Genomic DNA, 26386 nt, shown 5'->3' on the forward strand with positions numbered 1-26386 from the left:
TTCGAGTATAGATATCCGCCACACAGGTGTTTAAAGTTTGTTTAATTGGAAATACTTATTTTATCACTTCATTTAAAAAGGGAATTAATAATGTTCTACTCTCTCATGGCATTGGCTCTTTTGGCTTTCCTCCCCGCCCCCCTGCAGGCAGTACAGGGCGGGACGATCCATTTCACCGGGAAGATAGCCGCCCCCACCTGTGAAATAAGCCACAATAATGGAAAACTCATCTCATCCTGTTACCGTGAAATCAGTGATGAAACCTTTGGCTTTATCACAAGGCCTTTAGAGATGATGTCATCAGAATTAGTTTCCTCCGCAACTACCGAACTCGTTAATAATAACTCATCACTTAAGAGAGTGACCGTAAGTTATAATTAACCACGAAATCACATTCTTGAAAGCAGATAATAAGTGTTAATATAGCCAAGAAGAAATACAGTGTTATTTTATCAATCCGCAGATTCATTAATGGTGTTCATCCCGAGCTGAACGAAACATACCTTGAGATGGGGCGAACTTTCTTATCGCCCCATCTTCATGTCCGGAATCCGCCATCGCTCCCCCGCATTTCGTGTAATAATCCCCTCATCAAACGAAAGGAGTAATCATATGCAAACTTTTTTTATTGACCGTATGGCGACACCAGTAGGTGAACTGGTACTGATTGCCGATGAACAGGACCGGTTACGCGCTATCGACTGGACTGAGCATGAAGTACGCCTGATGAAACTGCTGAATACCCACTACCGTGCCGATCGCTTCCAACTGGTAGACACATCCAACCCTGGCGGTCTGACCGATGCCATGCAGCGCTATTTTTCAGGTGAACTGGATGTTATTGACCAATTGCCGGTGATGACTGCCGGTACCGAATTCCAACGTAGCGTGTGGCAGCAACTACGCCAGATCCCTTGTGGGGAGATCATTACCTATGGCGAACTCGCAAAACGCATAGGTCGCCCGACGGCCTCACGCGCGGTCGGTATGGCCAACGGCTCCAACCCCATCAGCATCGTGGTGCCCTGTCACCGGGTGATTGGCTCGCAAGGCGCCTTGACCGGCTATGCCGGCGGGGTTCAGCGCAAACAGTGGCTGTTAAAGCATGAAGGCTATTTGCAGAACGAATAGCTTTAATCGCAAATCGCACCGCAGCCGGGACATCGCAAAACACCCCAACTGCGGTAAGCGTTACACATTGATATAACTACCAAAGAAATAAAACATTTCAGGAAACCACAGAATATACTGCGGTATGGTTGCGTGTAATTCGCACAGAATTCCCCCGTTGTTATTAATGCTACCCTTATCACCTGCCGCAAAAGATGTTAAAATTGACGCATATCAATTATTGAATGAGCGTAATCTATGATCCCGGAAAAACGCGTGATTCGTCGTATCCAGTCTGGTGGTTGTGCGATCCATTGTCAGGATTGCAGTATCAGCCAACTGTGTATTCCTTTTACCCTTAATGCTCATGAGTTGGACCAGCTCGACAACATTATCGAAAGGAAAAAACCTATCCAGAAGGGCCAGACCCTGTTCAAGGCTGGCGATGAACTGAAATCGCTGTACGCTATCCGCTCCGGGACCATCAAAAGTTATACCATCACCGAGCAAGGCGATGAGCAGATCACCGGTTTTCACTTGGCGGGCGATCTGGTCGGTTTTGATGCCATTGGCGGCCTGAAGCATCCAAGTTTCGCCCAGGCGCTGGAAACCTCCATGGTGTGCGAGATCCCGTTCGAAACTCTGGATGACCTGTCCGGTAAAATGCCTAACCTGCGCCAGCAAATCATGCGTCTGATGAGCGGCGAGATTAAAGGCGATCAGGACATGATCCTGCTGTTGTCGAAGAAAAATGCCGAAGAGCGCCTGGCCGCCTTCGTCTATAACCTGTCGCGCCGTTTTGCAGAACGCGGTTTCTCACCACGTGAGTTCCGCCTGACCATGACTCGTGGCGACATCGGCAACTACCTTGGCCTGACGGTAGAAACCATCAGCCGTCTGCTGGGCCGCTTCCAGAAAAGCGAAATCCTCAGCGTTAAAGGCAAATACATCACTATCGAAAACGTCGACGCCCTGTCGGTGCTGGCCGGTACGCCACGCATTAACGTGACCGTAAACGCCTGATCCCAAGCTGGGTTAGTAATTCAACAGAATTATTGACCCGGCACATCTCTGCTGCTGTTCTGTTTTTCAATGTTGGGTTACTCTGTAAATTGACAGACTGTTTGATTTTCAGCTGTAAGGAGGCCCTATGGCGAAGTATCAGAATCTTCTGGTGGCTATTGACCCCAACCAGGATGACCAGCCGGCGCTGCGCCGGGCGGTGTACCTGATTAAACGAAATGGCGGGCGCATTAAGGCCTTCCTCCCTATTTACGACTTCTCTTACGAGATGACGACCTTGCTCTCCCCGGATGAAAGGACGGCGATGCGACAAGGCGTTATCAGCCAACGTGCCGCATGGATCAACGAGCAATGCCGTTTTTACCTCGACGAAGGCGTTCCTATTGAAATCAAAGTGGTTTGGCATAACCGCCCTTATGAAGCGATTATTCTGGAAGTGATCGCCGGCAAGCACGACCTGCTGCTAAAAATGGCCCATCAACACGACCGCCTCGAATCCGTTATTTTCACCCCAACCGATTGGCATCTGTTACGAAAATGCCCTTGCCCGGTGTGGATGGTCAAAGACCAACCCTGGCAGGAAGGCAGCAAAGCGGTGGTGGCGGTCAATCTTGCCAGCGAAGAACCTTACCATGACCCATTGAACATCAAGCTGGTGCAGGAAACCGTTGAACTAGCGCAAAACGTCAACCAAACTGAAGTTCACCTGGTTGGTGCCTACCCCGTTACCCCCATCAATATTGCTATCGAACTACCGGACTTTGACCCCAGCGTCTACAACGACGCCATTCGCGGGCAGCACCTGATCGCCATGAAGGCGTTAAGGCAAAAGTTCTGCATTAAAGAAGAATTTACCCACGTTGAAAAAGGCCTGCCCGAAGAAGTAATCCCCGATTTGGCCGAGCACTTGCAAGCGGGTGTGGTGGTATTGGGCACGCTCGGTCGTACCGGCATTTCGGCAGCGTTTATCGGCAACACGGCAGAACATGTGATCGACCATCTGAAATGTGACCTACTGGTGATTAAGCCCGAAAACTTCAATTGCCCGATCGAAGCCGACGAAGACGATGAGCATGACGACGAGGATTGATGATTGACGCATAAAAAAACGGGCCAAAAAGGCCCGTCAGACTGATGACAAAACTCATTCCTGTCCAGAACGAGTAGATGCCGATAAATAAAAATCAGGAAAATCAATTTATTGATTTTCGGCTGCTCACCACAAAGCAGGAAAAACCACGTTTTTTCCTGCTTTGTCAGCAACCTAACGGGCCAAAAAGGCCCGTTTTTATTTCTTAGCATTACGCCTGCAACGCACGCAGTATCGCTTCCACACTCTCTTTGGCATCGCCAAACAGCATCTGGGTGTTCTCTTTAAAGAACAGCGGGTTCTGCACGCCAGCATAGCCGGTATTCATTGAACGCTTAAAGGCAACGACGTTCTGCGCTTTCCACACTTCCAGCACTGGCATTCCGGCGATTGGGCTGCGCGGATCTTCCAGTGCAGCCGGGTTCACCGTATCGTTGGCACCGATCACCAGAACGGTGTCGGTATCCGCGAAATCGTCATTGATTTCGTCCATCTCCAGCACCACGTCATATGGCACCTTGGCTTCGGCCAGCAACACGTTCATGTGGCCCGGTAGACGCCCGGCAACCGGATGAATGCCGAAACGCACCTTGATGCCACGAGCGCGCAGTTTCTCGGTGATTTCTGCCACCGGATACTGCGCCTGCGCTACCGCCATGCCGTAGCCTGGGGCGATGATCACCGAAGTGGAGTTCTTCAACTGCTCAGCAACTTCTTCCGCGGTGGTTTCGCGATATTCGCCCATTTCTTCCGCATTACCGGTCGAAGATCCATCGGTACCGAAGCCACCGGCGATCACACTGATAAACGAACGGTTCATCGCCTTACACATAATGTAAGACAGGATGGCCCCCGAAGAACCCACCAACGCACCGGTCACGATCAGCAGATCGTTGCTCAACATAAAGCCTGCTGCCGCTGCCGCCCAACCCGAATAGGAGTTGAGCATCGACACCACTACCGGCATATCGGCACCGCCGATGGAGGCCACCAGATGCCAACCAAACGCCAGCGCGATAACGGTCATCAGCACCAGCGCCACTGTCTGCCAACCCACGCTGTCGGCGCGAACAAACACCACCAGCAGCAGGAAGGAGACTACCAGTGCCGCCAAGTTCATTTTGTGACGATTTGGCAGTGCCAGCGGTTTGGAAGAGATGATGCCACGCAGCTTGCCGAACGCGACAATCGAACCGGTAAAGGTGACCGCACCGATAAAGATGCCGAGGAACACTTCGGTCAGATGGATATTCTCCATCACCGGCTCCATTGGCGCACCGTGATCCAGGTAACTGTTTAACCCCACCAGCACCGCTGCCAGGCCAACAAAGCTGTGCAGCACCGCCACCAGCTCTGGCATTTCGGTCATTTCGACCTTTTTCGCCAGGTAAACCCCGATGGAGCCCCCGATAATCATCGCGATGATGATCCAGCCCACGTTGCCGGAATCCGGTCCGAGGATGGTTGCGATCAGCGCAATGGCCATCCCGGCAACGCCAAACAGATTGCCCCGCTTTGACGTTTCGTGACGCGACAGGCCAGCCAGACTACAGATAAACAGGATAGCGGCAACAATGTATGCAGCTGTAACTAATCCTCCAGACATATGCTACCCCTTAGTTCTTGCGGAACATCTTCAGCATGCGCTGAGTGACGGTGAATCCACCAAAAATGTTGATGCTGGCGATCAGCACGGCGATAAAGGAGAGGAAACTCACCCAGCCGCCATGGCCAATCTGCAATAACGCACCGACCACGATAATCCCTGAGATCGCATTGGTGACCGACATCAACGGGGTGTGCAATGCATGGCTGACGTTCCATACCACGTAGTAACCCACCACGCAGGCCAGCGCAAACACGGTAAAGTGAGACAGAAACTCTTTGGGTGCGGCGTTGGCCAACCAACCAAACAGGATAATGGCCAGCGCCATCAGGCCATATTTCAGCCAGGGTGAAACCGGTTTTGCTGCCGGTTTGACAACCGGTGCTGCGGCCTGCGTCAGTTTAGGCTGGGCAGAAACCTGGATTGGCGGTGCCGGCCAAGTGACTTCACCACTGCGTACCACGGTAACGCCGCGGATGACGGTATCTTCAAAATCAACGTCAATTTCGCCGTTTTTCTCTTTCGACAGCAGTTTCAGCAGGTTAACCAGGTTGGTACCGTAAAGCTGTGAGGATTGCGTCGGCAGGCGGCTTGGCAAATCGGTATAGCCAATGATTTTCACGCCGTTGTCGGTAACGGTCACGCGGTCGGCCACGGTCAGTTCACAGTTGCCGCCGTTTTGCGCCGCCAGGTCGACGATCACGCTACCCGGTTTCATCGAGGCTACCATCTCTTTGGTGATAAGCTTCGGTGCGGGTTTGCCCGGGATCAACGCGGTGGTGACAATAATGTCGACCTCGGCCGCCTGGGCGGCGAACAGCGCCATCTCGGCCTTGATAAAGGCTTCGGACATCACTTTGGCATAGCCATCGCCGCTGCCCGCTTCTTCCTCAAAATCCAGCTCGAGGAATTCCGCGCCCATACTCTGTACTTGCTCTTTGACTTCCGGACGGGTGTCGAAGGCGCGAACAATCGCCCCCAGGCTGCCTGCAGCACCGATGGCCGCCAGGCCCGCTACGCCGGCACCAATAATCATAACCTTGGCGGGGGGAACCTTGCCGGCAGCGGTGATTTGCCCGGTGAAGAAGCGGCCAAACTCATGCGCGGCCTCAACAATTGCACGGTAACCGGCGATGTTGGCCATTGAGCTCAGTGCGTCCATGGATTGTGCGCGAGAGATACGCGGTACAGAATCCATCGCCATCGCAGTGACGTTGCGAGCGGCCAGCTGCGCGATCAGCTCCGGGTTTTGCGCCGGCCAGATAAAGCTGACCAGGGTGCTGCCCTCGCGCATTAACGCAATCTCGTCCTCAAGCGGTGCGTTTACTTTTAAAATCAGATCCGACTGCCAGACATCAGCGGTGTCGTTGATTGTTGCCCCAGCGGCTTCATAAGCGCTATCGTCAAAACTTGCCAGTTTACCCGCCCCGCTTTCAATCGCGACGGTAAAGCCCAACTTCAGCAGTTGTTCCACCGTTTTCGGCGTTGCTGCGACCCGGGCTTCATTGGCCAACCGTTCTCTTGGTACACCAATACGCATAATGTTCCCTTCTCACCTGTCTATGATGATGTTTATTATCTTCCTACCCATAGCGATGGCCCCGGCCGACAGGTTTTTATTAACCTTGTCGGCAACGAATTAAGGCACCATCTATAACCTACTGAAAATATGGTCGATGATCCATAATTGCTTACGCATTCAGGTCTGTTTTTACATAAAAATTCAAACAACGACATGACAAATCGCAATTTAAAGTCAAAAAGCCGTATACAACACCGTTTTTGCTGCAGAATTGTGACGGGCGCTTACCTGGAGAAATCTGGCCCTGCGCGGTAAAAATGAATGGAAGTTATAAAATTGTGAATAATTAACACTTATGCCATCAAAGGCTTTATTATTGAAACTTATGGCGATGACACGGCAAATGACGTAAACAATCCTTCATGGGATTTGTCTCATGCGATGACATAAAATGCTGAGACACCTGCCGAGATTACATGTAATAATCGGCGGCTGAATTACACCTAAACAGTTCAGCACGTTATAAACGTTAATGCGCTAGGCGAAAGGATTTTTTATGAAGCTGAAGAACACGATCATCGCATCAGCCTTGTTATCACTCACTGCGCTGTCTGCTCAGGCGGCACAAGAGTTAACTCCTGAAAAAGCAGCGGCGCTGAAGCCGTTTGATCGCATCACGATTACCGGCCGCTTTAATGCCATCAATGAAGCCGTTGATGCCGTATCCCGCCGTGCAGACAAACTGGGTGCAGACTCCTTCTATATCCAGGACAGCAACAACAGTAACAATGGCGGCAACTGGCGCGTCACCGCAGATCTTTATCATAAAGATGCGCCGGAAGTGAGCAAAGAACCGAAATACCGCGTGATTAACGGGGTGACCGAGCTGCCGAAGGAACAGGCCTTCCTGCTGGAGCCGTACGACACGGTGAGCATCAGCGGTTTCTACCGCAGCCAGCCGGACATCAACGATGCCATCACTAAAGAAGCGAAAAAGAAAGGTGCAGCCTCCTACTTTATCGTGCGTCAGGTTGATGCCAACCAGGGGGGTAACCAGTTCATTACCGCCTATATCTATAAAGCCGATGCCCCTAAACGTACCGTTCAGAGCCCGGATGCCATTCCAGCCGACTCTGAAGCCGGTAAGGCCGCACTGGCTGCCGGTGGCGCTGCTGCTGCCAAGGTTGAAATTCCGGGTGTTGCCTCTTCTGGCTCACCAAGTCGTGACGTAGGCCGTTTCTTCGAAACCCAGTCTTCTACCGGAAAACGTTATACTGTCACTTTACCGAACGGTACTCAGATTCAGGAAGTGAACAATGTGACAGCCGCGCAGATGGTGCCGTTTGATTCCGTGACCTTCACTGGCCACTTCAACAGCATGACTGATGTCTCTAGCGAAGTTGCCAAACGTGCGGCCGAGAAAGGCGCCAAATATTATCACGTGACCCGCCAGTGGCAGAACAAGAGCGGCGGCAACCTAACCGTCAGCGCTGACCTGTTCAAATAAGTTTCAATTTGCGGTTTACCATCGGGCAGCCATTGAGCTGCCCGTTTTTTTGTCGTCCACCGCCCTGCCAGTTGAATAGTTTTTTGTAAATCACGCATAGTTAATCATTGCATCCACACGCATCCAGCCGTAGAATTTGCGCCAATTTTTAGGGCTATTGTCTATTCGTTCAGTAATTGTCATTAGGTTATTACTGCCAAGCAGTTCCCTTCCAGTTGTTTATTCTGCGTTCAGGATCCGTCATTGGAAAAAAAACTAGGTCTTACCGCGTTAACCGCATTGGTGCTGAGCTCAATGCTGGGCGCCGGGGTTTTCAGCCTGCCACAAAACATGGCGCAGGTTGCCAGCCCGGCGGCCCTGCTATTGGGTTGGGCGATCACCGGCGTCGGCATCCTGTTTCTGGCTTTTGCCATGCTGTTGCTTACCCGCCTGCGTCCCGATCTGGACGGCGGCATCTTTACCTATGCGAAAGAAGGCTTTGGTGAACTGGTGGGATTCTGTTCCGCCTGGGGTTACTGGCTGTGCGCAGTGATCGCCAATGTCTCTTATCTGGTGATCGTGTTCGCCGCACTGAGTTTATTCACCGACCGCGGCGGTAACGTCATTCTGGGTGATGGCAATACCTGGCAGGCGCTGCTGGCGGAGTCCGTATTGCTGTGGATCGTCCACGCGCTGGTGTTACGTGGCGTGCAAACCGCAGCCAGCATCAATCTGGTGGCGACCCTGGCCAAGCTGTTACCGCTGGGGATGTTTGCCGTGTTGGCGGCAATGGCGTTCAACATGGACGTCTTTACGCTGGATTTCCACGGCGTCGCTCTCGGTAAGCCGGTGTGGGAACAGGTAAAAAACACCATGCTGATTACCCTGTGGGTATTTATCGGTGTGGAAGGCGCAGTGGTAGTTTCAGCACGGGCGCGTCATAAAAAGGATGTCGGCCGTGCCACCATGCTGGCGGTGATCTCCGCACTGGCGGTTTACCTGCTGGTGACTTTGTTGTCCCTGGGGGTGGTGCCGCGCAGCGAACTGGCCGAAATGCGCAATCCTTCAATGGCGGTGCTGATGGTCGACCTGATTGGCCCCTGGGGTGACGTGATTATCGCTGCCGGGCTGATTGTTTCGGTCTGCGGGGCCTATCTGAGCTGGACGATTATGGCCGCCGAAGTCCCGCTGCTGGCGGCACAACACGGCGCCTTCCCAAAAATTTTCTGCAAGCAGAACAAGAATCACGCTCCTTCGGCTTCACTTTGGCTGACCAATATTGCCGTGCAGTTCGCCCTGGTGCTGATCTGGCTGACCGGCAGCAATTATAATTCTCTGCTGACCATCGCCTCGGAAATGATCCTGGTGCCTTATTTCCTGGTCGGTGCCTTCCTGTTTAAGGTGGCGATCCGTCGTCAGGACAAACGGCTGATGTTCGCCGCCACAGGTGCCTGCCTGTACGGTATTTGGCTGCTCTACGCTTCTGGGTTAATGCATCTGCTGATGTCGGTGTTGCTGTATGCACCGGGGCTGCTGGTGTTTATCTATGCCCGAAGCGGACATAATGACGTCAAATTGCTGAATCGGCTGGAAAAAAGCAGTATCTTTCTGCTGTTGATGGCCACGATCCCGGCCGGCTGGTTTATGCTGCAGTAAGTGAAGAATGGCCGGGTGGGATCACCCGGTCAGTTACGTTGAGATGTGCGCAGACTGATGGTCATGCGTTCCCCAACCTGAGAGATAATCACTCCCTCAACGCACTCTTGTTGAATGGTCGCCAACTGCTGCGTGTCCAAAGCGTAAGGCAGCTTAATGTCGAATACTGCCAGCCCCTGCTGCTGGGCCAGATCGATCAGGCGCACGATGTTGGTTTCATCGCTAACCTGGGTGGAAACCACCTGCAGCGCCAACGCTTTCAACTGCTCTTTCCGTGTTTGCGAAGCGGAAGCCTGTGATTTCAATACCATGCCAAAAAATGGCATCACGCCATAAATTGCATCAACAAAGCGCCAGTGCTTCTTGCACGATGCGGACAGAAAATCCATGTAATCAAAACAGATTTTCTCACTGCGGGCGACGGGTGCAAGGTGACTGCTGTTCATCCCTTCCTCTCATTGCCGTGTATTACATCCTGAAATGGATAATCGATGCGAAGCTTTAACGAATTTCCGCCGTATAATGGCATAATTCCCCTATTGTTTGCCAGTCTGTCCAGGAGCTTTAATCGATGGAACTTCACAACTCTGCACCGGTGCTGATTACGGGCGGCGCACGCCGGATTGGACTAGCCTTGGCCAGGTCATTCTTGCAACGCGATATTCCCGTGATCATTGCCTATCGCAGCGACTACCCGGCGCTGAGCGAACTGAAAAGACTGGGAGCAACCTGCATTCAGTGCGATTTCTCAACGCACGACGGTATCTATCATTTCGCCGAGCAGGTTCGCCTGGCTGCCCCCAAACTGCGCGCGGTGATCCACAACGCCAGCGCCTGGCAGGCCGAATCACCGGAAGTGCCGCCGGAGCAAGTGATGGCGGCCATGCTGCAAATTCACGTTTATACGCCTTATCTGCTCAATCAACTGCTGGAATCTTGTCTGTTGGGCCAGGGGCAAGCCGGCGCGGATATCATCCATCTGACCGACTATGTGGTGGAGAAAGGCAGCGACAAACACATTGCCTATGCTGCCAGCAAGGCTGCGCTGGACAATATGACCCGTTCGTTTGCCCGCAAGCTGGCACCCGAAGTGAAAGTCAATGCCATCGCACCGGCGCTGATTATTTTCAATCCGGGTGACGACGAGCATTATCGGCAACAGGCATTGGCAAAATCACTGATGAAAATCGCCCCAGGCGAGAGCGAAGTGGTTAATCTGGTGAACTATCTGCTGGACAGCCGCTATGTCACCGGCCGCACCCATGGTGTCGACGGCGGACGTCCACTGCGCTAACACCAGGATCTGCATGGCGTATCGCGGAACCCCGCGTTATGCTGAACTTCGTTATTCTGATAAAACCGCTGAATATGCATAAAATTGTTTTTGTAGAAGACGATCCCGAAGTCGGCAAACTGATTGCCGCCTATCTGGGCAAGCACGACATTGAAGTGTTGATTGAGCCACGCGGCGACAGTGCACAGGCGCGCATCGAGCTGGAGCAGCCGGATCTGGTAATGCTGGATATTATGTTGCCCGGTAAGGACGGTATGACGCTGTGCCGTGATTTGCGTCCAACCTTCCCCGGCCCGATCGTGCTGCTCACCTCACTCGACAGCGATATGAACCATATTCTTTCGCTGGAAATGGGCGCTAACGATTACATCCTGAAGACCACGCCACCGGCAGTGTTACTCGCGCGACTGCGTTTACACCTGCGTCAGCATGGCGGCCAGCCAAAGGAAGAGTCAACGCAACCGCTCACGCAACACAACGCCCTGCACTTTGGCTTGTTATGCATCGACCCGGTCAACCGGCAGGTGACACTGGGTGAAGAGGTCATCACCCTTTCCACCTCAGACTTTGATCTGCTGTGGGAACTGGCCACCCACGCCGGGCAAATAATGGATCGAGAAGCCCTGCTGCAAAACCTGCGTGGCGTGAGTTACGACGGCCTGGATCGCAGTATCGACGTGGCTATTTCCCGCCTGCGCCGCAAGCTGTACGACAATGCCCTGGAACCCTTCCGCGTCAAAACCGTCCGTAATAAAGGCTACCTGTTCGCTCCAAATGCCTGGGAGTTCGTGCAGCAATGAGAAAGCTCTTTGTGCAGTTCTTTCTGCTGCTTTTCGTGTGTTTCCTGGTGATGGCGATGCTGGTGGGTCTGGTGTACAAAGTCACCGCCGAACGCGCAGGCCGCCAGTCGATGGACGACCTGATGAAAAGCTCGCTGTACCTGATGCGCAGCGAACTGCGGGAAATTCCGCTGAAAGACTGGAACAAGACCATCGCCACGCTGGACTTAAATCTGTCGTTTAAACTGCATATCGAGCCGCTCGGTAAACAGGATTTGAGTGAAGATTTAAAAAAACGGCTGCGTCTTGGGGAAATCATCGCGCTTGACGACCAATACACCTTTATGCAGCGCATCCCACGTAGCCACTACGTGCTGGTAGTCGGCCCGATCCCTTATCTGTTCTACCTGCACCAAATGCGGCTGTTGGATTTGGCGCTGCTGGTGTTTATCGGCATGTCTCTGGCACTGCCGGTATTTCTGTGGATGCGTCCGCACTGGCAGGACATGCTGAAGTTGGAAAACGCGGCTCAACGTCTGGGGGCCGGGCATCTGGATGAGCGAACCCATTTCGACCCTACCTCCAGCCTAAACCGGCTTGGCGTGGCCTTTAACCAGATGGCGGATAACGTCAATACGCTGATCGCCAGCAAGAAACAGTTGATAGACGGTATCGCCCATGAACTGCGCACCCCGCTGGTACGGCTACGTTACCGTCTGGCGATGAGCGATAACCTTTCCGACAGTGAACAGCAGGCGCTGAATCGCGATATCGGTCAGTTGGAGTCACTGATTGACGAACTGCTGACCTATGCACGATTGGACCGTCCGCAGGTAACACTCAATATAGAACCGCTGGATTTACCCAAATGGTTGGAAGACAAGGCTGACGACCTGCGCCTGATCCACCCGGAACGTGAAATCGAATTGAACATCCCGCACGTCGGTGATTTTGGCGGCGTCGATTTACGGCTAATGGAACGGGTGCTGGATAATCTGGTGAATAATGCGCTGCGTTATAGTGAGCAACGCTTGCGCATCGGCCTGTGGTTTGACGGTGACAACGCCTGCCTGCAGGTAGAGGACGATGGGCCAGGCATTCCACCGGAAGAACGTGAGCGGGTATTCGAGCCCTTTGTACGTCTCGATCCCAGCCGCGATCGCGCTACTGGCGGCTGCGGGCTGGGTCTGGCGATTGTTCATTCCATTTCCGTGGCCTATCAGGGCCAGGTCTACGTTGACGCCAGTCCTCTGGGCGGTGCCAGCTTCCGCTTCTGTTGGCCGCTAAAGCCCACTTTCAATTTAAAAGCAGACCCGGTGTAACCCCGTTTAGGTGGCAGCATAAACACGCGAAAGAGTTATCCGGTTTACAAAAAATGGAGCTAAACGATGACATCTGCACATTCCCCTTCTTCCTACGACGAACTGCGTACCATTTTCACCCGCCTGTCACGCTTCGGTCACCTCTCCGCCATTGCCGGCTGGGACATGCAGACCATGATGCCACCGGGCGGCAGCAAAGCACGCTCAGAGGCACTGGCTGAGCTAAGCGTATTGCAACATCAGATTTTAACCTCGGATAAAACCGGTCGTCTGTTTGAACGCGCGCAGCAAGAAACGCTGGACGACATGGACCAGGCTAATTTGCTGGAAATGCGTCGACATTACGACAACGCCGTGCTGGTACCAGAATCATTGGTCGAAGCTAAATCCCTGGCTGGCGCACGCTGCGAGCACGCCTGGCGCTCCCAACGCCCTGCCAACGACTGGGAAGGCTTCGCGGAAAATCTGCGTGAAGTGGTCAAGCTGAGCCGTCAGGAAGCGCAGATCCGTGCCGAAGCGGTAGGTAGCAGTCGCTATGATGCCCTGTTGAACCTTTACGAACCGGGGATGCGCAGCCGCGATATTGACCGCATCTTTGGCGATTTGAAAACCTGGCTACCCGACCTGCTGCAAAAGGTAGTGGCTAAACAGGCTCAGGAGCCTTGTCTGGTTCCGCAGGGGCCGTTCAATGTGGAAACTCAACGTCAACTTAGCCTGAGCGTGATGAAACTGCTCGGTTTTAACTTCGACAGCGGTCGCGTGGACGTCAGCGCCCACCCATTCTGCGGCGGCGTACCGGAAGATGTTCGTATTACCACCCGCTACAACGATAAAGAATTCCTGACCGCGTTGCTCGGTATCGTGCATGAGACCGGCCATGCTCGTTACGAACAAAATCTGCCACGCGAATGGTTGGGTCAGCCGGTAGCCCAGGCACGTTCTACCGCTATCCATGAGTCACAAAGCCTGCTGTTTGAAATGCAACTGGCACGCGGCAGCGATTTCCTGAAGATCTTGCGTCCACTGGTGGTCAAAAAATTCGGCGAGCAACCGGCGCTGGAAGAAAGTAACTTCATCCGACTAAATCAACGCGTGAAGCCAGGTCTGATCCGTGTAGACGCTGACGAAGTGAGCTACCCAGCGCACGTGATACTACGCTATGAAATCGAGAAGGCTCTGGTCGAAGGCGAGATCGAGGTAGAAGATATCCCGGCGCTATGGGGCGAGAAAATGCACGGCTACCTGAGCCTCGATACTATCGGCAACTACCGTAACGGCTGTATGCAGGATATTCACTGGACCGACGGTGCCTTCGGTTACTTCCCGACTTACACCCTGGGTGCCATGTATGCTGCACAACTGTTCCACAGCGTACGCAAAGCTCTGCCAACACTGGACCGTGACATTGCCGAAGGCAACCTGACCCCGTTGTTCCATTGGCTGAAACAGAATATCTGGCGGCACGGTAGCCGTTTCCCTACCAATACCCTGATCGCCAATGCGACAGGTGAGAGCCTGAACCCAGACTATTTCCGTAAGCATCTGGAAAGCCGTTACCTGTAAGATCCCCTGGCACGGCTAACCCCGTGCCTTTTTCCCCTGCTTTGCCATGAGTATTCCATAGTGTACGGCCCCTATCCAAGACACCCAGGCCGCAGAGTGCGGGTTGGCTATCCACTTAAAGTATGTTGTAACTAAAATGGATCAAAAAGAACGATGTACCCGGTTAGTCAAGCCACCCGTTTTCGAGATGTACATTAGGTTACACGCCGAAACCAATCACTTACGGAAAGCATTCCGCAGTTTGCCTACTATCTTATCACCGGCCCCGCAGTGGGCTTGATACATGATGAGTAATTTGAGGAATCAACAATGAAAAAAGTATTAGCTCTGGTTGTTGCCGCTGCAATGGGTCTGTCTTCTGTTGCCTTCGCTGCTGACGCTGCCACTACCGCACCAGCGGCGACGGCGACCGCCACCACGGCTGCACCAGCCAAGACCACTCACGTGAAAAAACATCACGTGAAGAAAGCGCCGGTTCAAAAAGCTCAGACAGCCAAAAAACACCACAAAAAAGCACCTGCTCAGAAAGCCCAGGCAACTAAAAAACACCACAAAAAAGCGGCATAACAGCAACTAACGTGAGGCTCCCCTCACCCGTTCAGGCTTGAGTTATCCAACACCCGGTTCGCCGGGTGTTTTTTCATCGGGGGTTCTCATCATGCTGCGCCGCTACTTATTTGAAATAATTTTGACCACGCTTATCCTCTGCGGACTGATTGCCGCCTTTTTTTATCTGTAGCCGCACAGCCCTCTGGATTGAAAATTATTGAAAAATCAATCACTGTCCATCCACACGGCGACTAAATCAGTCTATAGTTACCATTCCGTGTGTTTATGGATGATCCGTATTTTCCAGGCAAGAAACCTATGCGCATAACCGTTTTGCTGTTGCTGTGCTCATTCCCGCTCGCACTCTCCCTCTCAGCACGGGCCGACAGCCCTTCCGATGCGTCGACTGCTGAGCAAACCCGCTTATTTTTTGGCAAGGATGAACGCATAAAAGTGACGGAAACCGACGGTTGGCCGTGGCAGGCAATTGGACAGGTGGAAACCGCCAGCGGTAATTTGTGCACCGCTACGTTAATCTCTCCGCATCTGGCGCTCACCGCAGGCCACTGCGTGCTGGCACCACCGGGCCAACTGGACAAAGCCATTGCGCTACGTTTTGTGGCCGGCAATAAGACCTGGAAATACCAAACCGACAATCTTGAGACGCTGGTTGATCGCAAACTGGGCAAAAAACTCAAACCTGACGGTGAAGGCTGGATTGTACCACCTGCGGCGGCGGCCTATGACTTTGCCCTGATCCGTCTGAAGGATAAACAAACCTTGCCGATTAAGCCGTTGCCGTTGTGGCAAGGCGACAGCAAGGCGCTGACCCAGGCAATGAAACAAGCCAAACGGCTGATTACCCAGGCGGGATATCCGGAGGATCATCTGGACGATCTCTACAGCCACCTGAACTGCAAAGTGACCGGCTGGGCGCAACAAGGCGTCCTGTCACACCAGTGCGATACCCTGCCCGGCGATAGCGGTTCGCCGTTACTACTGAAAACTGCCGACGGCTGGCGGCTGATTGCCATTCAAAGTTCTGCACCGGCAGCCAAAGATCGTTACCGCGCCGATAACCGTGCGCTGGCAGTGACCGGCATTCGCGATGCGCTGGACGCGCTGGCGGCAGGAAAGTAAACAGTCATGTACCGGCGTGGGGTTCCTCGCCGGTCTCCGTAGGCAAATCCCCCATCATAAAGCGCCTGGGCGTGGTACCGGTGAACTGACGGAAAAACGCAATAAAGGCGCTGTCACTGGAAAAACTCAGGCGTTGGGCGACTGAGCTGACTGAAGGCAGCTCTGCCAACAATTCAATTGCCCGCATCAGCCGCCATTGCTGGCTCCATTGCTGGTAACTCAGCCCGCTCTCGCGCTGGAAAATGCGCGTCAGCGTTTTGGCATGTAGGTTCAGGCTCTGCGCCAAAACCGCCAATCCCGGCAGTTCATCTCGCCGATCAAGCCCCTCCAGCCAGTGAACCAACCGCCGATCTCGCGGTAATATCAGGCCGGTACTCTCCAACCTTGCCGCATGTAGCTCATTGACCAATACGGGCAGCAAATCACGCGCAGCCGGGCAATTGACAGCCTGATTGAATGGCCAATAGGCGATACGTTCAACCACCGCCGCCAACAAGGGATTTACCGCCAGCACCGCGCATTCTTGCGGCATAACGGATGTCAACTCAGGGTCCAGCCAGACGGAACGATAAGCCACCTGCCCCCGGAGTTGCACCCGGTGTCGGATGCCACCAGGGATCCACAGGCAGCGCGTTGGCGGCAGGATCAACCAGCGATCGGTAAGGGTCACCGTCATACAACCGCGAGGGGCATAGAGTAATTGTGCACGGCGATGCCTATGCTCAGCAGAATCATGCCCTCCGACTAACTCGGCAGCCATGCCCAACACCGGCGCTGACCAGACGTCCGGATCAAAGCTATCTTGTTGGGAGAGCCATGCCATCACAATGTCCTTTTTTCGTTATTCTTTGTCCTGATGATTGTAATTGAACACTGAGTATTTCCCTATACTGGCGCGATTCTTCACCCGTAAAGGTTAATTCTCATGTCACGTTTACCCCTGCCGTTGATGGTGGCCACCATTATGGCGCCCCAGGTGCTCGAAACCCTCTACAGCCCGGCACTCACGGCGATACGTAGCGACTTCAACGTCAGTGCGGCTCAGGCCAGCCAAACTCTGTCAGTCTATTTCTTCGCTTTTGCCCTGGGTGTCGCATTCTGGGGGGTAATATGCGATCGCCTGGGCCGCAGGATAACCATGCTGGCGGGTCTGGCGGTCTATCTCATCGGGGCCGTGATGGCGCTGCTGAGTCAGCACTTCACGCTGTTGCTGATAGCTCGCGCGAGCATCGCGTTCGGCGCTGCGGTCGGCTCCATAGTGACGCAAACCATGCTGCGTGATGTCTATCAGGGACAGGCGCTGGGAAAAGTCTTTTCGATCCTCGGCATCGCCTTGTCGCTCAGCCCAGTGCTGGGCATGTTGACCGGTGGGGTGTTAGTCGCCTGGGGCGGCAGTATGGCGATATTTGCCGCCCAGTGGCTACTGGCGCTAGTTCTATTGATTTGGTGCTGGCGGGTCCTGCCGGAAACGCGGCCGGTAACCGTAGCAGTGGCTGCAACCGCCACAGGCAGCGGCTGGGATATTCTGTGCGATCGACAAATCTGGTATTCCGCGTTATTGGTCGCGGGCTTTAATATCATGGTCTTCAGCTACTTCAGCCTGGCACCGTTCATTTTCGAACAACTGGGGTTAAGTAGCCAGCAGTTTGGTTATTCCGGCATCGTATTAGCACTGGGTAGCTTACTTGGATCACTGTTGAACCGTTATCTGTTGACCAGAGGCGTCTGCGCCAAAACCCAGATTCTGTTGGGTAGCCTGCTGGCACTCGGTGCCGCGCTGGCGTTAAGTTACTGGCAGCACAGCCTGATGATGCTATTGCCCTGCATGCTGATCACTCTGGCTTTCGGATTGGCTATCCCCAACGTGTTGAGCCAGGCGCTGAACCGCTACCGGCAGCGCCTGGGCACCGCCGGGGCCGTCTTTGGCCTGCTTTACTATCTGTTGATTGGCGCGGGGCTGTCTCTGGCCGCCATTGGACAAAGTCTGACTGCAACGCTGTTACTGTGCAGCCTGCTGTGCCTGAGCTGTGCAGGCTGCCTGCGTGCGCCGCCTAACCCGAAAGCTGCTCGATAGTCTGCAGGATACGCTTGTCTGAGATCGGATAAGGTGTGCCCAGTTGCTGGGCGAACAGACTGACGCGCAGCTCCTCAATCATCCAGCGCACCTCTTTCACCTCGTCATCCTGCAGGCGTTTCGGCGGCAGCTTGTTCAGCCACTGCTGCCAGGCCTGCTGCACCTGCTCCACCCGTATCATTTGCGCGCGGTCACGGTGCGGATCGATGGCCAGCTTCTCCAGCCGACGTTCAATCGCCTGCAGATAACGTAAGGTATCCGGCAGGCGTTTCCAGCCGTTGTTGGTGACGAACCCACGATAAACCAGAGCGCCGAGCTGAGTTTTAATATCCGACAGCGCCAGCGCCAACGAGATATCAACCCGGCCTTTCAGGCGCTTGTTGATGTTAAACACCGCAGTCAGGATTTGTTCGACCTGTTTGGCCACGCCCACCACCGTTTCATTCAGTTCGCCGCGCACCAGTTCCTGCAGACGGGCAAAGTTTTCCTCCTGCCACACCGGCCCGCCGTGTTCTGCGATCAGTTTGTCGATGCCGCACGAGATACAATCGTCGATCAGATCCAGCACTCTGCCGTAAGGGTTAAAGTACAGCCCCAGTTTGGCCTTGTTCGGCAGCTTTTCATGCAGATATTTGATAGGCGAAGGAATATTCAACAGCAGCAGGCGACGCGTGCCCTGCCACATCGCCTGTCGCTGCTCTTGCTCGCTGTCGAACAGGCGGATCGCCACGCTGTCTTTTTCGTCCACCAGCGCCGGGTAAGCCTTCATCGAGTAGCCACCGCGCTTCTGCTCATAAAACTCTGGCAGTTTGCCAAAGCTCCAGATATGCAGATTGCTTTGTTCCAGCCCATCGTCCGCCACTGCCGACAGCGTTTCCTGCACCTTATCCTTCAGCTTGAGCTTCAATGCCGTCAGATCTTTGCCTTCACGCAGGGTTTTGTGTTTTTCCCCCACCACCCGGAATGTCATCTTGAGGTGATCGGGCACCTGATCCCATTGCCAGTCTTCACGTGACACCGTCACGCCGGTCATACGGCGCAGTTCGCGCTCCAGCGAATCCAACAGCGGCATTTCCAACGGCGTCGCCCGCCCCAGGAAAGCTTCGGCGTAGTTCGGCGCCGGTACAAAGTTGCGGCGTACCGGCTTCGGCAATGACTTGATCAGGGCAATGATCAGTTCCCGACGAATGCCCGGGATCTGCCATTCGAAGCCCTGTTGTTCAACCTGATTAAGAATAGGCAGCGGAATGTGTACCGTAACGCCATCGGCGTCAGTGCCCGGTTCAAACTGGTAAGTCAGGCGCAGTTTGAGGTTGCCCTGGTACCAGGTGTTTGGGTAGTCCAGCGCACTGACCTGATTGGCACCGTCTTTGATCAGCATTTCTTTTTCAAAACTGAGCAGGTCTGAATTTTGCTTACCGGCGTTTTTCCACCAGTTATCGAAATGGCGTCCGGACACCACATCGTTTGGAATGCGCTGATCGTAGAAAGCAAACAGGGTTTCGTCGTCCACCAAAATGTCACGGCGGCGCGATTTATGTTCCAGCTCTTCCACTTCGGCACGCAGTTTCAGGTTTGCGGCAAAGAACGCATGTCGCGTCTGCCAGTCACCTTCCACCAACGCATGGCGAATAAACAGCTCACGGCACAGCAGCGGATCAATGGTGCTGTAATTGACCGAGCGCGCGGCAACAATCGGCAGCCCGAACAGCGTCACTTTTTCGCTGGCCATCACCGCCCCCTGGGATTTAGACCAGTGAGGCTCGCTGTAGCTGTGCTTCACCAGATGCTGAGCCAGCGGTTCTATCCACTCCGGCTCGATACGTGCGGCAATGCGCCCCCACAGGCGGCTGGTTTCCACCAGTTCGGCCACCATGGTCCACTTCGGCGGCTTCTTGAACAGGCCGGACCCCGGGAAAATGGAGAAGCGCGCGTTGCGGGCACCAGTGAATTCCTGTTTGTCGGCATCTTTCTGGCCGATGTGCGACAGCAACCCGGTCAGCAGCGCGGTATGTACGCTGCGGTAATCAGAGGGTTCGCTGTTAACCGGCAGCCCCAGCTCTTTCACCACCTGGCGCAGTTGGGTGTAAATATCCTGCCATTCGCGCACCCGCAGGTAGTTCAGAAAATCATTGCGACACAGCCGACGGAACTGGCTGGAGGAATGCTCTTTTTGCTGCTCTTTCAGCCAGTCCCACAGGTTCACGTAGGCCAGGAAGTCCGAGTCTTTATCCGCGAAGCGACGGTGCTTTTCATCCGACGCCTGCTGTTTGTCCATTGGCCGTTCACGCGGATCCTGGATCGACAACGCCGCGGTGATAATCATCACCTCGCGCACGCTACCGCTCTTCTGCGCTTCCAGCACCATACGCGCCAGGCGTGGGTCGATCGGCAACTGTGCCAATTGACGGCCCTGCGAAGTAAGCTGGTAATGGCCATTTTCTGCCGTTTTAATCGCCCCCAGCTCTTCCAGCAGGCGTACGCCGTCCAGAATATTGCGCTTGTCCGGCGCCTCGACGAACGGGAAAGCGGCGATATCCCCCAGCCCCAGCGAGGTCATCTGCAAAATCACCGACGCCAGGTTGGTGCGCAGGATCTCCGGATCGGTAAACTCCGGTCGCGACAGGAAATCCTGTTCCGCATACAGACGAATACAAATACCGTCCGACACGCGGCCGCAGCGGCCCTTACGCTGATTGGCCGAGGCCTGAGACACCGGCTCAATCGGCAGGCGCTGGACCTTGGTACGGAAGCTGTAGCGGCTGATGCGCGCCGTCCCCGGATCAATCACATATTTGATGCCCGGGACGGTTAATGAGGTTTCCGCCACGTTGGTTGCCAGCACAATGCGCCGACCATGGTGCGACTGGAATACCCGGTTCTGTTCGCTGTTGGAAAGCCGGGCATACAGCGGCAAGACTTCGGTATGCGGCAGATTAAGACGGTTCAATGCATCGGCGGTATCACGGATTTCGCGCTCACCGCTCATAAAGATCAGGATATCCCCCGGCCCTTCGCGGCCAAGTTCATCCACCGCATCGAAAATCGCCTGCAGTTGATCGCGGTCGGTATCGTCAGCATCGTCCACCACCGGGCGATAACGAACTTCCACCGGATAAGTGCGGCCGGAAACTTCGATAATCGGCGCGTTGTTGAAGTGACGCGAAAACCGCTGCGGATCTATGGTTGCCGAGGTGATGATGACTTTCAGATCCGGGCGCTTGGGTAGCAGTTCGCGCAGGTAGCCGAGGATAAAGTCGATATTCAGGCTACGCTCATGCGCTTCATCGATGATCAGCGTATCGTACTGCATCAATAGCCGATCCTGCTGGATTTCCGCCAGCAGGATGCCGTCGGTCATCAGCTTGACCAGGGTATTTTCCCCAACCTGATCGTTAAAACGCACCTTATAACCGACGCTGCCGCCCAATGGAGTTTCCAGTTCGTCAGCAATGCGGTTGGCCACTGTGCGCGCAGCCAGACGCCGGGGTTGGGTGTGGCCGATCAGACCTTTGACCCCACGCCCCAATTCCAGGCAGATTTTCGGTAGCTGGGTGGTTTTCCCCGAACCGGTTTCACCGGCAACAATCACCACCTGATGGTCACGGATCGCCTGCAGAATATCCTGTTTTTTCTGACTGACCGGCAGGCTTTCAGGATAGGTTATTTTCGGGCAGGTTGCAGCGCGGGATTGCACCTTACGCAACGCCAGCGCCATGTCACTTTCGATTTCAACGGCAGCCGCCAATTGAGCATCGGAATTTTTGATTTTTCGTGCGCCCTGCAGCCGACGTTGCAGGCGCTGTTGATCACGGAGCATCAGCTCGCCCAGTTGGGCAGACAATGCCGCGAGCGGAGATTTCACGTTCGGTATTCCTTGTTTCATCGCTGCTGTATCAAGCATCAGCAACGGTTTGGTAATGAATTAGCCAGTTTTTAGCTTTGGACGCGAAGAATAGCACAAGCCGCTTTTTCCCCATAATCCCGCCGCTTAAGGCCGAAAATGTTATTCAATAAAATCGAACAAAAGTCTCGAAATATTGCGCTATCACTGCCGGTAAAATGTGAATACAGTGTACTGCATGCAAGGGACGCACCGTCCTGATGTCACTGTCTTAACCTAAGGAATTACCGATGAGCAAAGTATTGGTTCTTAAATCAAGCATCCTGGCGGGCTACTCTCAGTCTAACCAATTGGCCGATTTCTTCGTTGAGCAATGGGCAAACACTCATGGCAACGACACCATTACCGTGCGTGACCTGGCTGCCCAGCCAATTCCGGTACTGGACGGTGAGCTGGTTGGTGCACTGCGCCCTTCCGATACGCCGCTGACCCCACGTCAGACCGAAGCACTGGCCTTGTCCGATGAACTGATCGCTGAACTGCAGGCCAATGACACCATCGTTATGGCGGCACCGATGTACAACTTCAGCATCCCGACCCAGTTGAAAAACTATTTCGACCTGATTGCCCGCGCCGGCGTGACCTTCCGTTACACCGAAAACGGCCCTGAAGGCCTGGTGAAAGGCAAACGCGCCATCATCCTGACCAGCCGCGGCGGCATTCATAAAGGCACCCCGACTGACCTGGTAGAACCTTACCTGCGTCTATTCCTGGGCTTTATCGGTATCACCGACGTTGAATTCGTGTTCGCAGAAGGCATCGCTTACGGCCCGGACGTCGCGACCAAAGCGCAGACCGACGCCAAGACCTTACTGACTCATGTGGTTGCCGCCTGATATCACTCGCGGGGACGTAATGCCCCGCGAAGTCACCACCGTATGACTAAAGTCCTGTCACACCTGCACTACCCTCATAAAAATCCAATGCTGTATTTTATTGCGCGCCCAACGGCGCGTTTTTTTATTTCTTCAGCCACTGGCCGTTAATACCTCGCACGTATTCCCCAGCCGGGGCTCGCGTTACCAGCTTCTGCCCCGCCATACGTGCCACATCGTCGATGGCGATATGATTGCTGTCTGCCACTTGCTGGTATTTTTCGGTGCGCCCGGCATTAATGTTTTTCACCAGCGTCAAGGTTTCGGCATCCTGCTTCACCGGCGCGATATAACCGCTGAGCGTTTCCCCCACTCGGCCCTGCTGTTTGGCCTCATCAAGCGTCAGCGCCATCGCCATGCTGCTGAACATCCAGGCGACGGCCATCAAACCTAAATAACGTTTCTTCATGTTGGCTCCTAGAAAAGGCCGCTTTGGGTTTTCAGCAGATTATCGACGTCCTTATCCACCTTGATGTGGATCTCATGCTCGATCTTCACGTTCATGTTGATGGTGATCGGATCTTTAGGCGTTGCGACCTCGATGCGCGGCACGCAACCGCTCAGCAAAAACGTGCCCAGCACGGCGACCAGCAATGGCCCGCTGATGATTTTCATGGTTGTTCCCCAGGTTTTGAGAGGGCCTGTTCCAGCCACTCCTGTAAATTGTCGCCAAAGCGCAGACTGCGCCACAGCTGAAACACGTTTTCCTGATGGCTATAGTTCAGGATAACTTCTCGTTTGGCACTTTTTTGCGGATTAACCCCGTCAATGCGCGCCTTTAGCGTCAACTCACCGAGGTTGTCGAGATCAACCCTGGCTTTCGAGCGGTTAATCTCCATATAGCGCAGCCAGTCGATCGCCGCGCCGGTCGCCAGATTATTGCTGCCGATGGCATCGGCCATATCCTTGTCCAGCCGCAGCGTCAGCATGCCCGAGTTGGCGATCCAACCGTTGCGTACCAGCCATTTGGGATGATTTAGATACAACGGCAGTTCGCCATCCACCCGCCCGGACATGGCAAACTGTTTTGGTTTCAGCGCGGTAAACAAGGCACTGAGATCGACTTTATCCAGTTTCAACACGGCGGCGTCATGCTGTGGCATGCGCAGCGCCGACAGGCTGATATGGCCGTTTAATGCATCCATTCCAACGTTGCTCAGCGTCAGCGGTGCCTGTTCGCTGTAAGGGTAAGTCCCCTGCAAATCGGCGGTAATATTCTGCATTTCAAACAGGTTGCTAAACGATTTGATGCGTAACATCACCGGCTTTTTGGCCCCCAACTGCCAGAGATGATTTTTCAGTCGGTAGGACATCACAAAATCCAGGCCGCTCATCTCGCCGTCTTTCAGCCACATGCCGCCATTTTTCACCACCCAGTGACCACCGGCTTCAAAGCCCTGTTCCCGGGCAGCAGAGAAGGCCGACTGGGCATAAAATTCGCCGTCGCGCAGTTTGATATTCAGATCGGGTGAGATCAAGGGTTGGAACACTTTCAGCGACTGCTTCGGCCACCAGCCTTCCCCGCGCAAACGCTCACCGTCCCAGCGGCCCCACAGCGCTATCGGCCCAATCTGTTCCGCCTGCAGTTTACCCTGTAACTGGAAGCTGTCCGGCGCCTTGCCCTTGAGCTGCAGCGCTAGCACCGGCGCCGGCAGGTAACCCCCATTGGTGAAGCTAACCTTGCCGGAAACCAGTTGCAGTTCACCATTGAATGCCGGGGCCTGCTGGTCACGCTGCCAACGCAGCGGTTGGCTAAGGCTGAGGCGCGGTGCGTCTACCCTCACCATGCTGTACTTCAACTGATCAAAGCCGGTAGAGAGACGATCGAGCACCAAGGTACTGTCCTGCCAACTGCCGCTGCCGGCGACGTCCCAGGCAGCCTGTAGCGGCGGCAACTGGCCGTTACCCCAGTAGCGCCATTGCCAGTTACCGTGATCCGGCCAAAAATCCTGGGCCTTGCCGTCCAGATGCAGTTTAAAACGGCCCCAGTAACTGTCGCTGGCATTAATGATCGCCTGCAGGCGGCCAGTAATCCCCCCCGCGGTGACCTTCACGCCGGCCAGCGGCAACCGCGCCTCTTCCAGTTTCATTTCCGGTGTGGCATTGCCCCACAAACGCAGCAGTGACCCGGACTGCAACATCAGCGTCGGGTTAAGAATAGTGCCGCTGATGATACCTGGGATGGAAGCAGTCATGGAAAAATCGGTCATATTTGCCTGACCGGTCAGTTGGAAGCTTAAGTCGCTGTCGATCAGCCCGACCTTACCCGGCCCCAGCGTCAACACCGCGTTGCCTTTGCCGTTGTGGCCGTCGGTGATCACATTTAAACGGGCACTGATTTGGGCTTCATCAAAGCCTTTACTCCAGTCATGCAGCGCGATGCTCAATCCGCCGTTAAGCGGTTGCTGACTGTAGGGCCAGCGCCACTCGCCCTGCTTGATACTGACCTGCTGCGAATTGATTTCCCACGGCAAGGTGGCCAAAGGTTTCTCTGCCCCCTTTTCCGTCAGCGTCATCACCCCCTGCTGCTGTTGCCAGCGCATATCCACCAGCAAAGGTTTTTCCAGATAAGCGGTCTGCAGTTCACCCTGTAGTGCGCCTTGCGTCGGCATACTGTCCAAATCCAGCGGAATGCTAATCTTGCCGGTCAGATGCAGCGGCTGCGGGCTGTTTGGCGCCTTGAGCGTCAGGCTGTTCAGCGTCAGTTGCTGATGTTGATCCAGCAGCGCGTCAACGCTGATGTTGGGACCTTGATATTGCAGGCTCTGGCCTTCTGGCGTGGCGTGTATCTGCAGTTTACCGGCATAGAATTGCCACGGCAGCACCGAGAGATCCTTGATGGTGATATCCAGCAGCGGCAGTTGTTTTTGCAATTGGTCGAGCGCCAGTGGGGCACTGTTAGCCTCACCGGCACGCAATTTTGATAGGCAGGCCGTATCGACATGCAACTTTTCGCCGATCAGTTGCCAGCGGCCCTGCTGATAAGCCAATCGGGTTGGGCCGGCGCTGGCAAGCAGGCAGTCTTGCGCTAAAAAGCGGGCGCCATCCAGCTGCAAAGCACCTTGCCGCCACTGTAGTTTGCCCTGTAAAACCAACTGGCTGCCCTGCGGTAACCAGTGCGAGAGCACACGCGGCAGCCAGCGCGGCAGAGTTTGCCACAGCGCCACTAGCAGGAGCAGCACACTCACCACAATCCCTATGAATACTTTCAATCGCTTAGTCATTAAATGATTGCTTCATTCCTGAGTTAGGCGCCCTTTAGTCGGGCCAAAGGCCATTTAGGCTAAGTCTATGCCTGAATTGGCAATAATGATGGCATGAATTTGACATAGGGTGAAGCTGAGACCGAAGAAGATGCCTTGTACCGGGGCTTTTATAGCCATTGTTGCGGAT

The 26386-nt window shown here is 54.3% G+C and carries 22 protein-coding genes; 14 read left to right on the forward strand and 8 right to left on the reverse strand.

The genetic code is table 11. The annotated features are described in order from the left end of the window. The first annotated feature begins 90 nt into the window (after positions 1-90). The 4 genes from ACUTSU_RS02245 to uspE all read left to right on the forward strand — a co-directional run bounded on the left by ACUTSU_RS02245 (position 91) and on the right by uspE (position 3223). Positions 91-381: a hypothetical protein gene (locus ACUTSU_RS02245; RefSeq protein WP_445651617.1), complete on the forward strand. Its 291-nt coding sequence runs from the start codon at positions 91-93 to the stop codon at positions 379-381. A gap of 231 nt (positions 382-612) precedes the next feature. Next, on the forward strand, positions 613-1131 hold the full coding sequence (ogt, locus tag ACUTSU_RS02250; RefSeq protein ID WP_445651618.1) for a methylated-DNA--[protein]-cysteine S-methyltransferase: 519 nt from the start codon (positions 613-615) through the stop codon (positions 1129-1131). Between the two features lie 237 nt (positions 1132-1368). After that, the gene (locus tag ACUTSU_RS02255) at positions 1369-2133 is read left to right on the forward strand and encodes an FNR family transcription factor (RefSeq protein ID WP_012145310.1); all 765 of its coding nucleotides are present in this window, start codon (positions 1369-1371) and stop codon (positions 2131-2133) included. 127 nt (positions 2134-2260) lie between these two features. Beyond that, on the forward strand, positions 2261-3223 hold the full coding sequence (gene uspE / locus ACUTSU_RS02260; RefSeq protein ID WP_445651619.1) for a universal stress protein UspE: 963 nt from the start codon (positions 2261-2263) through the stop codon (positions 3221-3223). Between the two features lie 211 nt (positions 3224-3434). Here the strand turns inward: uspE and pntB are convergent, their stop codons facing one another. Then, positions 3435-4829, reverse strand: coding sequence for a Re/Si-specific NAD(P)(+) transhydrogenase subunit beta (pntB, locus tag ACUTSU_RS02265; RefSeq protein WP_445651620.1), 1395 nt, complete (start codon positions 4827-4829; stop codon positions 3435-3437). Positions 4830-4839: 10 nt separating this feature from the next. Next, positions 4840-6369 carry a Re/Si-specific NAD(P)(+) transhydrogenase subunit alpha gene (gene pntA / locus ACUTSU_RS02270; protein ID WP_445651621.1) on the reverse strand — a complete coding sequence of 510 codons (1530 nt, stop codon included), beginning with the start codon at positions 6367-6369 and terminating at the stop codon, positions 4840-4842. A 538-nt stretch (positions 6370-6907) separates the two neighbouring features. On the opposite strand from pntA, the gene ydgH reads away from it, so the two are divergent. Beyond that, the gene (ydgH, locus tag ACUTSU_RS02275) at positions 6908-7858 is read left to right on the forward strand and encodes a DUF1471 family protein YdgH (protein WP_445651622.1); all 951 of its coding nucleotides are present in this window, start codon (positions 6908-6910) and stop codon (positions 7856-7858) included. A gap of 243 nt (positions 7859-8101) precedes the next feature. Further along, positions 8102-9493: an amino acid permease gene (locus tag ACUTSU_RS02280; protein WP_445651623.1), complete on the forward strand. Its 1392-nt coding sequence runs from the start codon at positions 8102-8104 to the stop codon at positions 9491-9493. A gap of 29 nt (positions 9494-9522) precedes the next feature. On the opposite strand, the gene ACUTSU_RS02285 is transcribed toward ACUTSU_RS02280, so the two are convergent. Then, complete coding sequence (locus tag ACUTSU_RS02285) at positions 9523-9939, reverse strand: hypothetical protein (RefSeq protein WP_445651624.1); 417 nt, start codon at positions 9937-9939, stop codon at positions 9523-9525. A 125-nt stretch (positions 9940-10064) separates the two neighbouring features. Between ACUTSU_RS02285 and folM the strand changes: the two genes are divergently transcribed. From folM to ACUTSU_RS02315, 6 genes are all read left to right on the forward strand, one after another. Next, positions 10065-10787: a dihydromonapterin reductase gene (gene folM, locus ACUTSU_RS02290; protein WP_445651625.1), complete on the forward strand. Its 723-nt coding sequence runs from the start codon at positions 10065-10067 to the stop codon at positions 10785-10787. A 74-nt stretch (positions 10788-10861) separates the two neighbouring features. Next, positions 10862-11587 (forward strand): two-component system response regulator RstA, encoded by a 726-nt coding sequence (gene rstA, locus ACUTSU_RS02295; protein WP_445651688.1) that lies wholly within the window; start codon positions 10862-10864, stop codon positions 11585-11587. Next, the gene (gene rstB / locus ACUTSU_RS02300; RefSeq protein WP_445651626.1) at positions 11584-12888 is read left to right on the forward strand and encodes a two-component system sensor histidine kinase RstB; all 1305 of its coding nucleotides are present in this window, start codon (positions 11584-11586) and stop codon (positions 12886-12888) included. Before rstA ends, rstB begins: the two co-directional genes overlap by 4 nt. Before the next feature lie 66 nt (positions 12889-12954). Next, entirely contained in the window at positions 12955-14451 is a 1497-nt protein-coding gene (locus tag ACUTSU_RS02305; RefSeq protein WP_445651627.1) for a carboxypeptidase M32, read from the forward strand. A gap of 309 nt (positions 14452-14760) precedes the next feature. Further along, positions 14761-15018 (forward strand): acid resistance repetitive basic protein Asr, encoded by a 258-nt coding sequence (gene asr, locus ACUTSU_RS02310; protein ID WP_445651628.1) that lies wholly within the window; start codon positions 14761-14763, stop codon positions 15016-15018. A gap of 300 nt (positions 15019-15318) precedes the next feature. Then, the gene (locus ACUTSU_RS02315; protein WP_445651629.1) at positions 15319-16140 is read left to right on the forward strand and encodes a trypsin-like serine peptidase; all 822 of its coding nucleotides are present in this window, start codon (positions 15319-15321) and stop codon (positions 16138-16140) included. 4 nt (positions 16141-16144) lie between these two features. Here the strand turns inward: ACUTSU_RS02315 and ACUTSU_RS02320 are convergent, their stop codons facing one another. After that, a complete protein-coding gene (locus ACUTSU_RS02320; RefSeq protein WP_445651630.1) occupies positions 16145-16963 on the reverse strand; it encodes an AraC family transcriptional regulator in 819 nt (272 codons plus the stop codon). 102 nt (positions 16964-17065) lie between these two features. Between ACUTSU_RS02320 and ACUTSU_RS02325 the strand changes: the two genes are divergently transcribed. Further along, complete coding sequence (locus ACUTSU_RS02325) at positions 17066-18214, forward strand: MFS transporter (protein WP_445651631.1); 1149 nt, start codon at positions 17066-17068, stop codon at positions 18212-18214. On the opposite strand, the gene hrpA is transcribed toward ACUTSU_RS02325, so the two are convergent. Continuing rightward, the gene (gene hrpA, locus ACUTSU_RS02330) at positions 18192-22079 is read right to left on the reverse strand and encodes an ATP-dependent RNA helicase HrpA (RefSeq protein ID WP_445651632.1); all 3888 of its coding nucleotides are present in this window, start codon (positions 22077-22079) and stop codon (positions 18192-18194) included. The two genes, ACUTSU_RS02325 and hrpA, sit on opposite strands and share 23 nt — an antisense overlap. Positions 22080-22348: 269 nt before the next feature. Here hrpA and ACUTSU_RS02335 point away from each other — a divergent pair, with 269 nt between their 5' ends. Further along, the gene (locus ACUTSU_RS02335) at positions 22349-22954 is read left to right on the forward strand and encodes an FMN-dependent NADH-azoreductase (protein ID WP_445651633.1); all 606 of its coding nucleotides are present in this window, start codon (positions 22349-22351) and stop codon (positions 22952-22954) included. 124 nt (positions 22955-23078) lie between these two features. On the opposite strand, the gene ACUTSU_RS02340 is transcribed toward ACUTSU_RS02335, so the two are convergent. The 3 genes from ACUTSU_RS02340 to ACUTSU_RS02350 are packed head-to-tail and all read right to left on the reverse strand — an operon-like array spanning position 23079 to position 26217. Then, positions 23079-23402, reverse strand: coding sequence for a YdbL family protein (locus ACUTSU_RS02340; RefSeq protein WP_445651634.1), 324 nt, complete (start codon positions 23400-23402; stop codon positions 23079-23081). A gap of 8 nt (positions 23403-23410) precedes the next feature. Continuing rightward, positions 23411-23608: a YnbE family lipoprotein gene (locus tag ACUTSU_RS02345; RefSeq protein ID WP_012145326.1), complete on the reverse strand. Its 198-nt coding sequence runs from the start codon at positions 23606-23608 to the stop codon at positions 23411-23413. Next, positions 23605-26217 carry a YdbH family protein gene (locus ACUTSU_RS02350; protein WP_445651635.1) on the reverse strand — a complete coding sequence of 871 codons (2613 nt, stop codon included), beginning with the start codon at positions 26215-26217 and terminating at the stop codon, positions 23605-23607. The genes ACUTSU_RS02345 and ACUTSU_RS02350 overlap by 4 nt, the downstream gene beginning before the upstream one ends. Positions 26218-26386: the final 169 nt, after the last annotated feature.

This window comes from Serratia sp. NA_13 (assembly GCF_052691735.1).

Coding starts and splice junctions, on each gene's coding strand:
- ACUTSU_RS02245 (WP_445651617.1), top strand. CDS start 91: ATGTTCTACTCTCTCATGGCATTGGCTCTTTTGGCTTTCCTCCCCGCC.
- ogt (WP_445651618.1), top strand. CDS start 613: ATGCAAACTTTTTTTATTGACCGTATGGCGACACCAGTAGGTGAACTG.
- ACUTSU_RS02255 (WP_012145310.1), top strand. CDS start 1,369: ATGATCCCGGAAAAACGCGTGATTCGTCGTATCCAGTCTGGTGGTTGT.
- uspE (WP_445651619.1), top strand. CDS start 2,261: ATGGCGAAGTATCAGAATCTTCTGGTGGCTATTGACCCCAACCAGGAT.
- pntB (WP_445651620.1), bottom strand. CDS start 4,829: ATGTCTGGAGGATTAGTTACAGCTGCATACATTGTTGCCGCTATCCTG.
- pntA (WP_445651621.1), bottom strand. CDS start 6,369: ATGCGTATTGGTGTACCAAGAGAACGGTTGGCCAATGAAGCCCGGGTC.
- ydgH (WP_445651622.1), top strand. CDS start 6,908: ATGAAGCTGAAGAACACGATCATCGCATCAGCCTTGTTATCACTCACT.
- ACUTSU_RS02285 (WP_445651624.1), bottom strand. CDS start 9,939: ATGAACAGCAGTCACCTTGCACCCGTCGCCCGCAGTGAGAAAATCTGT.
- folM (WP_445651625.1), top strand. CDS start 10,065: ATGGAACTTCACAACTCTGCACCGGTGCTGATTACGGGCGGCGCACGC.
- rstA (WP_445651688.1), top strand. CDS start 10,862: ATGCATAAAATTGTTTTTGTAGAAGACGATCCCGAAGTCGGCAAACTG.
- rstB (WP_445651626.1), top strand. CDS start 11,584: ATGAGAAAGCTCTTTGTGCAGTTCTTTCTGCTGCTTTTCGTGTGTTTC.
- ACUTSU_RS02305 (WP_445651627.1), top strand. CDS start 12,955: ATGACATCTGCACATTCCCCTTCTTCCTACGACGAACTGCGTACCATT.
- asr (WP_445651628.1), top strand. CDS start 14,761: ATGAAAAAAGTATTAGCTCTGGTTGTTGCCGCTGCAATGGGTCTGTCT.
- ACUTSU_RS02315 (WP_445651629.1), top strand. CDS start 15,319: ATGCGCATAACCGTTTTGCTGTTGCTGTGCTCATTCCCGCTCGCACTC.
- ACUTSU_RS02320 (WP_445651630.1), bottom strand. CDS start 16,963: ATGGCATGGCTCTCCCAACAAGATAGCTTTGATCCGGACGTCTGGTCA.
- ACUTSU_RS02325 (WP_445651631.1), top strand. CDS start 17,066: ATGTCACGTTTACCCCTGCCGTTGATGGTGGCCACCATTATGGCGCCC.
- ACUTSU_RS02335 (WP_445651633.1), top strand. CDS start 22,349: ATGAGCAAAGTATTGGTTCTTAAATCAAGCATCCTGGCGGGCTACTCT.
- ACUTSU_RS02340 (WP_445651634.1), bottom strand. CDS start 23,402: ATGAAGAAACGTTATTTAGGTTTGATGGCCGTCGCCTGGATGTTCAGC.
- ACUTSU_RS02345 (WP_012145326.1), bottom strand. CDS start 23,608: ATGAAAATCATCAGCGGGCCATTGCTGGTCGCCGTGCTGGGCACGTTT.
- ACUTSU_RS02350 (WP_445651635.1), bottom strand. CDS start 26,217: ATGACTAAGCGATTGAAAGTATTCATAGGGATTGTGGTGAGTGTGCTG.